The sequence below is a fragment of the Blautia sp. DFI.9.10 genome, from assembly GCF_024461705.1.
Taxonomy (GTDB): domain Bacteria; phylum Bacillota; class Clostridia; order Lachnospirales; family Lachnospiraceae; genus Blautia_A; species Blautia_A fusiformis.
The window spans coordinates 91,647-103,524 of the sequence record NZ_JANGAA010000011.1; the positions used below are offsets into that span (position 1 = coordinate 91,647).

Here is an 11,878-nt window from a genome sequence, read left to right on the forward strand (position 1 = left end):
CAACCGCATATTAAACCACCGGAACTGGATATTGAAAGCTTTTTCGCATTTTTCACGAAAGAATCACCGTATCATAGATTACCTCAACCTTGATACGGTGATTCTTTCATTTATTTTAATAACATCACATCTTTTTCATCTATCCCAATCCATATCTTATTTCCAGAAATATGCTTTTGGTACTGCTGCCATTGTTCTTTCGTCACATCTACGCGAATCCTGGCTTCTTCTTTCGTAGATACGATCAAGATATACGAAAACACGTCCTCAATCACTCTTTCCACTTTACATGGAAATACGTTTTTCGTTGTGCCATCTGCTTCCGGTAGTACCGGATGTATAAAGTGACTTCGCACTCCTACACTGCTGGCGTCTTCTTTTCCTGTGGTGTCACACTGCAATGTAATTCCCCAGTCCAGAGCCATGACTTCGCCTGCTGCTGTCACCGCCTGCGGGCGATCCTCTATGGCTGCCACTTCCACCAGTTCTGCACCAAATTCTTTCATGCGAGCCGCCAGAAGTCCCTGATTACAATCATAAATCTTCCCCGGAATCAATCTTTTTCCGGGTGCCATTACTTCATCTCCGGTAGTCAGAACAGCTGCTCTTACCCGACGATAAACCTTCACTTTTATGACTCCCATACTGGCCAGTATACCTGCTTCAATAAATCCGATTTTGTCACCCTTTTTCAAAAGAACCGTTCCATTTTTAAAATTCTCTCCCTGATAACAGTAATTCTGCCACTGTCCGGTCGGACAGAAGATTCTGACAGTCTCTTCTCCATAATCTGTATCCTCCTGACGGACACAGCAGTCACAGCCTTTCGGAATAGCTGCGCCTGTCATAATCCGAACCGCCTGCCCCTTTTCCACTGTGACTCTGGAATACTGCCCCGCATCAATCTCTTCCAATACCGTCAACTGTACCGGATGACTTTCTGATGCATCCGTTATATCCTCCGCTTTGCAGGCATAACCATCCACAGGTGATCTGTCAAACGGCGGGTTATCAAATCCTGCAATCATATCCTTTGCCAACACTCTTCCACATGCCTGCAAAAGTGGTACAGTTTCCGTTTCCTCTATTACTTTTGTATGTTCCAGCAGTGCTTCCAGTGCCTACTCTACCGTAAGCTTTTCCATGCTTATTCCTCCTGTCCTGCTCTTATACGCCCTTTCCAAAGCTGCAGTTCGGATAATGACATTCTTTGCAGCCAAGACAGAATCCGCCATTTCCCATATGTGCCAGATCTTTTTTTGTCACTTCTATACCTGCGATAATACGTGGCAGAACAAGATCAAATACGGTGGCTTTTGCATACATCACACATCCCGGCAGTCCCATTACCGGTGTGCCATCTTCCAGATAGGATAACAGGAACATCGCTCCCGGAAGTACCGGAGCACCATAAGATACGATTCTCGCTCCTGTATTTTTGATCGCGCCCGGTGTCTTATCATCTGGATCCACGCTCATACCACCGGTACAGACAATCAGATCTGCCCCTTCTTCTTTTAATTTCATAATAGCGGCAGTGATTTTTTCCATATCATCATTGCACAGAATATGTCCGTGAATTTCAGCACCGTAAGATTTCATTTTTTCGATGATTACCGGTGTGAAAGTATCCTTAATTCTTCCATAAAATACTTCATTTCCGGTGGTTACAATTCCTACCTTCCGTTTCTTATAAGGTGCCAGCGATACCAGCGGTTTTTCTCCTGCTGTTTTCTTCACCAAATCCATTTTTTCTTTTGCAATCACCAGCGGAATCACACGGGTTCCTAAAAGACGGTCACCTTTTTTTACCGGGAAATTTGTATGACGGGTGGCAATCATAATCTCATCGATCTCATTAATAGCATCCAGCCTCGGCACATCCACCTGAAATACTCCGTCACAATCTGCAATCAACTCAATTTTTCCTTCTTTTACATCCGTTGGATGCATATTCTCATTGATGCACACATCACACAGAATCTGCGCTGCTTCATTTTCATGCAAAGTATTTTCATCCTTCTCCCACACATAAAGATGGTCTTTTCCCAGAGATAGCAAAACCGGAATATCTTCTTCCTGTACAATATGTCCTTTACGAAAGGCTGTATCTTTTACCACATCCTTCACAATTCTGGTAATATCATGGCACAGTACATGTCCTACCGCGTCCGTTGTTTTAATACACTTCATGACGTTCCCCTTTTACTTTCTGTCCAGAAAAGTTATAAATTTATATGGAGTAATTGTAACATATTGCCAAGAAAAACACAACTTTCATAAACACGGGAGTTTGACACATTGAAATCCAAAAAAATACCGCAAAGCCTTGAACACGGGATGTAATTATTCTTCTACAGCGAATAAATATGGTTGCTCCTACGGACAAGTTTATGCATGGGTTAGAAAATATAAAGATAAAGGAATCGAAGGATTATATGATCGACGAAGTAAGAACAAAGCGATTTCTCAATTATCAGATATTGAGAAGTTGAAAGCTGAAAACCGACTACTAAAAGCTCAAACACAGCAGCAACAAATGGAGATTGATTTCTTAAAAAACTCGACGAAATAGAGAGGAGGTGAACCTGACCAAGACACGCAATACAACAAAATACCTTGCAATCAAAGAATTATAGATTATTTCTGGCTTTCCATACTGGCAGTCATAATTGTTATCTCCATAATCATCGCATATATCATAGTATGAACAGGATCTTTTTATAATGATTTATTTTCTATCTAAAATTTTATTAAACCGACTAAAGACTCCATAGTTTGTGTGTTTGACTTACTGTTTATATCTATCTTCTCCTAAATATTTTTCTAGTCATTGTAATATAAAATTGCTTATACAGTCTCTTCCTTAAGAGTCCTGGTATTCTGGATAATATACAGAGCGACCGATATGACCATCATTATAGCGCACAAACCAATCAACAGATCTGATACCATCGGTGTAATGTGGAACCATATAATATGCACCGCTGCAGTTCCATATAATAAAAAGGTTACTATCTTTCCATGCCAGTCTGCACCATGTACTTTTCCTGTCTTTCGTATCACAAGACATCCACTGACTACCATATACAGCTCCTTACCTGCCATTATTACGATTAAAAGAAGCACATGCGGAAAACGAGTAAACAGACAGATTAACATCGCTGCCTGTGTCAGCTTATCAGCCACCGGATCAAGTATTTTTCCTAAATTACTAATCCTATGGAATCTTCTTGCGATATATCCATCAGCAAGATCCGTAAGACCAGACAGCAATAAGATTTCACCAGCTAACAGAGGATTTTTCTTTACACAATAACTCCATATAATTACCGGAATCAGACAAAGCCGAAAAAAAGAAAGAAGATTAGGAACCGTAATAATTCTATTCAAATTTTCTTCCTGATTCACTTCACTCTGCATGTACGGTCATCTCACTTTCCTTTTTTTTAGACATAAACCAATAAAATATAACACAAAATGCTAAAGCAAACACAACACCAAAAACATTTTGAATCACTCTAAGACTAACCGCTCCTTGTAGTCCATAAGTCTCTGCAGCAATGGCTAAAGCACCAAATGTGTTAAATACTGCCTGCCAGCCATATTGTGCTGAAAATCCTACACCGATTCCACCAAGAATTCCTATATATGCATAGATTGACGAAGGAAGCAGAAAATATAATACTGTAAAACATATAACACCTGCAATATTTCCGACAATCCTTTTACGGACTCTGTAGTGCATATCTTCCATAAACGGCAAAATCGCGGACATGGCCGCAATACCAGCCCACATTGCACGTGGCATATTACAAATTTCTGCAATGCAAAGGACAATCGGTACGCATAAAATCTGACATATCTGCCATTTTGTTCTGGAAGAAGTGATATCAAATTCTTGTATCAGATCTTTCAGATTTCTTTTATAAGTTCTGTTTTTATGATTTCGATAAAATACAAAGCAGGTAAGTGCTGCACCTAAAGCCATTCCGACTAATCGCATCTGATAGCTTTTTCCCGTAACATCATAACCATATAGCAGCAGATACCCAAGAACCAATGTAGATTGATTAAACATGAATGGATTATGGCATCCGAACAGAATCAACACAGCCAGTGCCGCAATATTTAACAGCATTCCCAATACCGGTGAAAACTGATTTGCTAAATGCGGACATACAGTCATAATTACAAAGAACAAAGCCAAAAGCATCGTAGATTGTCCGGTGTGGATCCCCAGATCCGCATTTCTAAACACCATGAGACATAATAAGACTACTACACCTACAATGCTGTTCTCATTTCCAAATAGGATGCTGAAAATACTAACAAAGAAAAAACAAAATGCCATTGTAACAGCTATCTTCACCAGATATACCCACATATGATATAATTTTTCTTTTAGTGTTTCACTCTTTTTCAACAGGTTTTTAGAACCTGCCTGATTTAACTGCAACTCCTGATAAAATGTCATATAAATCCTCCCATCTTCTAATTTATCTTAAAACTATATAATCTCATCTTTCTGCTTTGGCAGCTCTATAACAAATCTGCATCCACCATATTCACGGTTTTCTGCTTTGATTGTTCCTCCGGCACTATCTACAATCCGTTTTACAAGTGCAAGACCTAGGCCATTTCCTTCTGCTTTATGAGATCCATCTACCTGATAGAACTTGTCAAATATTCTGGATTTTACATCATCCTCTATTCCGGGTCCTTCATCTTCCAGAATGAACTTAACAGAATCCTGTTCTTGTTTCAGAAACATCGTAATTGTCCCCTTTGAAGGGCTGAACTTAATCGCATTATCCAAAAGATTTATCCAGATATGCATAAAAAGTCCTTCATTCCCAGTATATTTAACTTCCTCCAATTCTACCTGAAAACCAATTTCTTTTTCTGTCCATTTTGTTTCCAATGAAAGAAATGCCTGGCGGATCTGTTCATCCAGACGATATTCTGTTTTTTTCATTGGTATATTCTGATTCTCTAACTTGGATAACAGCAAAATATTACCAACCAATCCGGAAAGTCTTTGGGTGTTAAATAAGATTTTTTCTACATATTCCTCTTGATCCGGAGACAGTTCTTCTCCCTGAAGCAGCATTGTATATCCTTCAATGGCATTAATCGGGGTCTTAAACTCATGAGAAACATTAGATACAAAATCCATCTGCAGCACCTCTGTTGCACGAAGTTCTTTTGTCATAACGTTAAAACTTTGATAAGATTCTCCAACTTCTGCTATACGGCTGTTCGTTTCCAAATGCTGTTCAAAATCTCCCTGAGAAACTTCCTTCATTGCTTTACTAAGTCTGGTAATTGGTTCCAGTAACTTTGCATTGATAAAGGAAGTGATCAGCCCTGCAATCAATGTATTGAAAATCAAAAGCCAGCCAAGCACAGGTATGCTGCCCGGCAGATTAAAAAAATGATTCAAAAAAGCAAATAATAAAGCAGATATGACTGTTGAAAATACAAGTGCCAGCCAGATTGCACCAGTCAGACAGGATCGGATCCGCAATCCTTTTTCTTTCTTTTGTTCCATTATTTTTTCACCACCTTGTATCCAATTCCACGCATTGTTACGATTTCAAAATCAGGGTTATCTTTAAAACGCTCTCTGATTCTTCCTATATGTACCTCTATCGTATGTGGGTCTGCCTCCGTCTCGTATCCCCATACTTCATCCATCAACTGTTGTTTTGTAAATGTTCTGCCTGGCGAAGCTGCAAGCTTATATAAAAGCAGGAATTCTTTTTTAGGCAAAACAAAACTTTCCTTATCAGTTGTAACCGTCATTGCATCATAATCAAACTCTGTTGAACCGATCACAATTTTGTGTTCATTCAGTATCTGTGCACGGCGAAGCAGTGCTACGACTCTTAAAACCATTTCATTCACATTTACCGGTTTTACCATATAATCGTCACTTCCCGAAAGAAATCCCTGGCGCATATCATCAAAGGAACCTTTCGCAGTGATCATAAGCACTGGTATCTGATATCCTGCTGAACGAAGTTCTGACACCAGTTCATAGCCATCCATAACCGGCATCATAATATCAGAAATGATCAGATCAATATATTCCTTATCCAATACTTCTAATGCCTGTGCTCCATCCGATGCACTTTTGACTTGATATCCATTCTTCTCAAGCACTTTTTGGAATAGCTGGCTTAATTCTTTATCATCTTCTACAATCAATATTTGAAACACGTTTTCCTTCCTCCTTATTAAAACAGATACCTTGCCCATCCAAGCAGATGCTGTACCAAAAATATTTTTCTCTGACGTTTCTTTGTTAATTCGATTGGCTCTACATGATATGGATCATTATAAGTTCCGCCTTCTAATATCTGGCGGGACACTTTTTCATATTCCATCATGCCCTCTTCCAACTGTTTATTAATATCTTTACTGCGAATTACAAGCATCAGTTCCGTATCCAGATATGCACTTCTCATGTCCATATTAAAGGAACCGATTACAGACAGATCATCGTCAATCAGAATACTTTTTCCGTGGTATGAATAACCGCCTTCATATTCCCAGATATTAATTCCTGTACTTAAGATTCTATTTCTGTTTTTCGCATAATCGGCAGCCCCAAATGGATTCCCATTATTCGCAACTGAATTTGTCATGATAGAAAAATCTGAAACGTTCTCTGCAATCTCCTCCCATGTATTATACATCATATCATTACAGATAATATATGGCGTGTGGATCTTCACACGATTTTTTGCATTTTTCATCAATTCTCCCAACTGATACCACACTACTGGTTCTTTGGAACCTGTGTGAATAGGATTTGACACTAATGTAATCTTTTCTGTCTCAAAAGTTTCGTCCGTATAATTGGTCTCGCAGATTCTTTCCTTATTCTCTTCAAAATATTTCTGATAGCTGTTCTGCAGCTCTAAAACTGCGTTCTTTACAGATTTTCTATTTGCCAGTTTTTTATTGTTATGAAAATAACCACTGTCTTCCTGATTCCATATGGTTTCAAAATACTCTGACAACTGGTTAACTGAATTTTCTTTCTCAGGTTCATCGCAAACCACTAACACGTCTCTGTCATAGTTCTTATGTCCCGGAAAATCACCCAGGAAATAATTGTATGTATTTCTTCCCCCAAGAATATATCTCTTTCCATCTGCAATCAAATATTTATCATGCATTCTCCCCATCATCTTCCATGGTTTCAACGGATTGGCCTTATTATACAGTTTAATTTCAACATTCTCATGGGAAGATAATCCATAGAAATACGGATTTCCTTCCATATCAATCCAGCTCTCCATTCCATCTACTAACAGACGAATATGTACACCTCTGTCTGCCGCATCATGCAGTGCTCCTAAAATCAATTTTCCACTTTCATCGGATTGAAATGCAAAAGTAGAAAGAATAATTTCCTTTTTTGCATTCTTGATCAAACGCACTCTTTGTAAAAGCGCTTCTGGATTCTTTTCTATGATTACTGCCCGTTCTGTATTTTCACTGCATTCGTTCCATGACCCATTTTTTGTTTCTTTTTTGGTTGTATTGGACACTTCCGGCTGCTTTTTATATGCAACGCAGATTCCGAGCAATTCATAAAAAGCCACACATAAAAAAATTGCCAGTATAACAAGAAGGATTTTACATATTTTATGCTTTTTCATTGTACATCACCTGATTCCTTTTTATTTCATACTTATACAATACAAAGTCAATCTCAATTTAACCTCAACAAAATTTATTTTTCATAAAAAAATATGACCGGCTTCTTTTTAAAGAAACAGTCATATTTTTATTCTAATATATGAAGGAGCTTTTCTTACTCCGTTGTATTAATCACTATCCATGCAAAATCTTCTTTGTACAACAGACTGTTAGATATAGCAAAAACGGCCTTTCAAAAACAGTTAACTTCTAAATCAACTGTTTTTTGAAAGGTCGTTTCATCAGATTCTTATAGCAATCCAGCAAATAATCTCATAAATAATTGTCCCAGTCGCAAATATGCACTTCGTCCGGTTTGATATTGGTCTGTCACATCACGACATTCTCCCATCGTTCTTATCAGATCATTTTTTATTTCCACAACTGCCTGACAATCTGCCATAAAACAGCCGTTTTCAAAATGGTGATATAAACTTCGATAATCCAGATTAATTGTTCCACAAGTTGCCATACAGTCATCTGCCACACTCATTTTTGCATGACAGAAACCAGGAGTCCACTCATAAACACGAACACCATGTTTAACTAATCCATGATAAAAAGAACGAGTTATATTATAAATGAATTTTTTATCAGGGATACCAGGTGTGATAATTCTTACGTCTACCCCTCGCTTAGCAGCCAGACATAACGCATGCGTCATTTCATCTGTTATGATTAGATATGGAGTCATAAACCAACAATATTTTTCAGCTTTATTTATCATACTGATATAAACTTCTTCTCCTACTTGCTCATTATCCATAGGGCTGTCTGCATAAGGTTGAACAAACCCAGTTTGCTGTGCCGCATAATCATAGTGGAAAAGGTATTTACTAAAATCAGAATCATTAGCATCCTTATCACTTACTGCATTCCACATTTCCAAAAATGTCACCGTAAGCGACTGAACAGCATCTCCTTCTAAACGAATACCTGTATCTTTCCACTGTCCATACGGGTGTGTGTAATTAAAATATTCGTTTGCTAGATTATATCCACCTGTAAATCCGACTTTTCCATCAATAACTGTTATTTTTCTATGATCACGATTGTTCAAAAACAGATTTAAACCTGGCATAAACGGATTAAATACACGGCAATGAATTCCTATTGCCTCCATCTTTTTCACAAAATCTGTGTTAATAAAGCCTATAGAACCCATATCATCGTAGAATACTCTAACTTCCACACCTGCTTTTACTCGCTCTTCCAGAACATCTTGAATCTTATGCCATGCTTCAGCGTCTTCTATCGCATGATATTCCATAAAGATAAACTTCTGTGCTTTCTCCAAATCCTTAAGCTGTGCCTCTAATCCTTTCACTGCTTCATCAAAATACACAATATCCGTATTCTGATAGATTGGATACTGCGAATTTCTTTGTATGTAGCTTGCTATATTTCCTGCTTTCGGAATTGTTTCTTTTATTTTGCTCAAACACTCCTGACCGTCCGGAAGCATTGGTAACAATTTGCTATCAATTTCTGCATATCGCTCACGCATTTTATGTGTGCCACCATTCAAACCAATCAACAAATACAGGCCTACACCCATAATTGGGAAAATTAGAATTAAGATGACCCAAGGCATTTTCATAGAGGATGTCTTATTTGATGCGTACAATCCCAAAACCAAGATCCCACTCAAAATCCTTGTAAATAAATTTATGATTTCTGCATATTCATTCAAGCGTGTTACGATAGTAATAATAAAAATCACTTCCAGAAGAATGCAGATTATAGAAAAACACAGTCGTTTTACCCCATTTTTTGTTTTTGCTTTGCCCTCTAAAGTATCTTGTTTCATATATATTCCACCTTCCTACGTGCTCAGTTTTCTCCCTAAATTTCGTGGAACATACCAATTTTGTCTTTTATTCTCTGCATTTCATTATCTGCTTCAATGATAGCTCTTGCAGAATGAAGTAATTCTTCACTTATCTCATCATAGCCAGGCATTTCTTCAATTCCTTTTTTATAGCGAAGTTGATGTTCCAATGTTGCCCAGAAATCCATACCATTGGTTCGAATCTGTAATTCTACACGCATAGGTGTTTTACCCTTAGCAAAAAATACTGGTATTTCAACAATCATATGATAGCTTCGATAACCATTCGATTTTGGATTTTTTATATAATCTTTTATTTCAATAACTTTAATATCATCCTGTTGGGTAATCAAATCTGATATCATATAAATATCGTCAATAAACGCACAAACTATCCGAACGCCTGCTACATCATTGAGATATGTCTGTATATTTTCTGTTGTAAATTCATATCCCATCTTCTGCAGTTTATCGTAAATACTATTGGGCTTCTTAATTCTTGTTTTTATAAAAGAAATAGGATTTCGATTGTTCTCAACTGAAAATTCATCATCCAAAACCTCAAGTTTAGTTTGTATCTCCCGAATAGCACAACGATACATCATCATTAAATTATAAAATTTTGTAGCATTATTTAAAAACTGTAGTGATTCCGGACTGTTCATCCTGAGTTTTTTTACTTCATCTTTTGTCATGGAACTTTCCTTTCTACCTCATCCCTGATTTCAAAACATTATTTATTTTGATAGTTGATTCGTTCTCCTTGAATTACTGGATAACAAATCATTTTATCACTATCCAGATTTTCTACATGCATATCTACTGCACTGATCTGATGGTTTTCATAAGTATTGTAATAATAAATACCTTTTGTAACATTACAACACGACGTATACAATGTGATTTCATATTTTCCATCCGCTACTTCGCAACATCCTCGTTGCTGATCCACAGATCCGAGAATGTGGAAGAATTGGCTAACGCTTTCTTCCTCTGATTCACCTGAAATTGCATTTACCTTTGTAAAAGCTACACGTACAAAGCGTGAGGAAGATGAGAGATCTCCCGGAAGACCTAATCCTCCCATACCTCTACTATATGCATCAAGAGCCAAATTTTCGCAGAAAGTATTTCTGGGCTGTTTAGGAGATAAATACATATAATTATTTAGTTGAAACATCTGCTGTGGAAATGGCGGATTATTCGTAAGCACTCCTACTGGATTGTCATAAATATGCAAACCATCCGACATAGATTCTACCGTAATTGACTCATTCTCATCAGAAATGATCCAGTGTAATTGTGCTAATGGTAATTGCTCGCTGAAAGGAGTATTAACAATATTAATTCGTTCAAGAAGCTCGCGAACTTCAACTAAAGAAGAACACTGACTTAAAATCCACGGAATAAATTCAAACTGTGCAATATTTTCCACATCTGGCTTAATCGCGGAATAAACAGCATTTCCGACAAAATTCAGTCCTGCCATTGCCACTCCTTTTTCATTCATAGCATCATAATACAAAGGATAATCCTCTGCAACATGAGCCATTCCAATAATTGCATAATGATTTTTCATATCGTTAACATGGCGAAAATTAAACGCATAATTACGTGGTGTAATTACTATCTGATCACCATAAGAGAATTCATAATCGAGGGTTCGTCCAAAGTAAAAATCTTTTGTTTTATAAGTTGCTGCTGTACACATGATCATTTATCCTCCTAAATAGATTAAAATATGTCAATGAGTTTTTTTCTTGAACAATAGTATAGCACAATCTTTTATTCTGTTCCAACTTCATACATGATCATAACATCTAAACTTTAAACTATTTTCCTAGATTATTTCTCCATCAGTTTTTCAAACCAGGTATCCATAGCTAGGATGAATTGACCTACGTCTGGCAATTCTTGCAGCATTTCGTTTAGGATTTTGTGCTTCACATATTTCTGCACATACACCCAACAGGCAACGCTACTGGCTTCTGATACAATGTCAGCTATGGTTTTGCGCATAAGCTCTTCAAATTCAGCAATTTCTTCTTTTGGGACAACATCATACAGTGTTGGTGCCTGATGACTTAATTTTACGCCATTTTCATTTGCATCTTTAAGCAGATTCTTAACTTTTTCTCTTGAATTCTCCGGTACTTTCATGTACTCCCACATAAATGCTACCACATCGGACGGTGTGTCTTTTTTAAGTGGTGGTAACTGAATATAATCATTGTTTTCGCTCATTTTCATATCCTCCTCACGATATAATAAAATCATAGGCGTTTGCGAAACGCCACAAGCCGCATAAATACGGCATTTTTTGTTACCTAT

At 37.4% G+C, this 11,878-nt stretch carries 12 protein-coding genes; 1 reads left to right on the forward strand and 11 read right to left on the reverse strand.

Annotated elements, in window-relative coordinates:
• Window positions 1-110: 110 nt before the first annotated feature.
• Window positions 111-1,118 (reverse strand): molybdopterin molybdotransferase MoeA, encoded by a 1,008-nt coding sequence (locus NE671_RS08705; protein WP_330641805.1) that lies wholly within the window; start codon window positions 1,116-1,118, stop codon window positions 111-113.
• A gap of 49 nt (window positions 1,119-1,167) precedes the next feature.
• On the reverse strand, window positions 1,168-2,193 hold the full coding sequence (locus NE671_RS08710; protein ID WP_021650138.1) for a molybdopterin-binding protein: 1,026 nt from the start codon (window positions 2,191-2,193) through the stop codon (window positions 1,168-1,170).
• A gap of 136 nt (window positions 2,194-2,329) precedes the next feature.
• Between NE671_RS08710 and NE671_RS16025 the strand changes: the two genes are divergently transcribed.
• Window positions 2,330-2,575 (forward strand): helix-turn-helix domain-containing protein, encoded by a 246-nt coding sequence (locus NE671_RS16025; protein WP_173740560.1) that lies wholly within the window; start codon window positions 2,330-2,332, stop codon window positions 2,573-2,575.
• Window positions 2,576-2,850: 275 nt separating this feature from the next.
• On the opposite strand, the gene NE671_RS08720 is transcribed toward NE671_RS16025, so the two are convergent.
• From NE671_RS08720 to NE671_RS08760, 9 genes are all read right to left on the reverse strand, one after another.
• Window positions 2,851-3,423 (reverse strand): CDP-alcohol phosphatidyltransferase family protein, encoded by a 573-nt coding sequence (locus NE671_RS08720; RefSeq protein ID WP_055057096.1) that lies wholly within the window; start codon window positions 3,421-3,423, stop codon window positions 2,851-2,853.
• Complete coding sequence (locus NE671_RS08725; RefSeq protein ID WP_129976266.1) at window positions 3,413-4,477, reverse strand: FUSC family protein; 1,065 nt, start codon at window positions 4,475-4,477, stop codon at window positions 3,413-3,415. Before NE671_RS08725 ends, NE671_RS08720 begins: the two co-directional genes overlap by 11 nt.
• A 33-nt stretch (window positions 4,478-4,510) precedes the next feature.
• Window positions 4,511-5,554, reverse strand: coding sequence for a HAMP domain-containing sensor histidine kinase (locus NE671_RS08730; protein ID WP_005347239.1), 1,044 nt, complete (start codon window positions 5,552-5,554; stop codon window positions 4,511-4,513).
• Entirely contained in the window at window positions 5,554-6,264 is a 711-nt protein-coding gene (locus NE671_RS08735) for a response regulator transcription factor (protein ID WP_059086533.1), read from the reverse strand. Before NE671_RS08735 ends, NE671_RS08730 begins: the two co-directional genes overlap by 1 nt.
• On the reverse strand, window positions 6,243-7,676 hold the full coding sequence (locus NE671_RS08740; RefSeq protein ID WP_106492192.1) for a phospholipase D family protein: 1,434 nt from the start codon (window positions 7,674-7,676) through the stop codon (window positions 6,243-6,245). Before NE671_RS08740 ends, NE671_RS08735 begins: the two co-directional genes overlap by 22 nt.
• Before the next feature lie 290 nt (window positions 7,677-7,966).
• Window positions 7,967-9,526, reverse strand: coding sequence for a cardiolipin synthase (gene cls, locus NE671_RS08745; protein WP_015526514.1), 1,560 nt, complete (start codon window positions 9,524-9,526; stop codon window positions 7,967-7,969).
• 35 nt (window positions 9,527-9,561) lie between these two features.
• Window positions 9,562-10,242 (reverse strand): GTP pyrophosphokinase, encoded by a 681-nt coding sequence (locus tag NE671_RS08750; RefSeq protein WP_005347231.1) that lies wholly within the window; start codon window positions 10,240-10,242, stop codon window positions 9,562-9,564.
• 38 nt (window positions 10,243-10,280) lie between these two features.
• Window positions 10,281-11,258, reverse strand: coding sequence for a choloylglycine hydrolase (gene bsh, locus NE671_RS08755; RefSeq protein ID WP_215638275.1), 978 nt, complete (start codon window positions 11,256-11,258; stop codon window positions 10,281-10,283).
• Between the two features lie 134 nt (window positions 11,259-11,392).
• Window positions 11,393-11,878: hypothetical protein (locus tag NE671_RS08760; protein ID WP_330641804.1), on the reverse strand; the 486-nt coding region annotated here is incomplete at its 5' end.

Coding starts and splice junctions, on each gene's coding strand:
- NE671_RS08710 (WP_021650138.1), bottom strand. CDS start 2,193: ATGAAGTGTATTAAAACAACGGACGCGGTAGGACATGTACTGTGCCAT.
- NE671_RS08720 (WP_055057096.1), bottom strand. CDS start 3,423: ATGCAGAGTGAAGTGAATCAGGAAGAAAATTTGAATAGAATTATTACG.
- NE671_RS08725 (WP_129976266.1), bottom strand. CDS start 4,477: ATGACATTTTATCAGGAGTTGCAGTTAAATCAGGCAGGTTCTAAAAAC.
- NE671_RS08730 (WP_005347239.1), bottom strand. CDS start 5,554: ATGGAACAAAAGAAAGAAAAAGGATTGCGGATCCGATCCTGTCTGACT.
- NE671_RS08735 (WP_059086533.1), bottom strand. CDS start 6,264: ATGGGCAAGGTATCTGTTTTAATAAGGAGGAAGGAAAACGTGTTTCAA.
- NE671_RS08740 (WP_106492192.1), bottom strand. CDS start 7,676: ATGAAAAAGCATAAAATATGTAAAATCCTTCTTGTTATACTGGCAATT.
- cls (WP_015526514.1), bottom strand. CDS start 9,526: ATGAAACAAGATACTTTAGAGGGCAAAGCAAAAACAAAAAATGGGGTA.
- NE671_RS08750 (WP_005347231.1), bottom strand. CDS start 10,242: ATGACAAAAGATGAAGTAAAAAAACTCAGGATGAACAGTCCGGAATCA.
- bsh (WP_215638275.1), bottom strand. CDS start 11,258: ATGTGTACAGCAGCAACTTATAAAACAAAAGATTTTTACTTTGGACGA.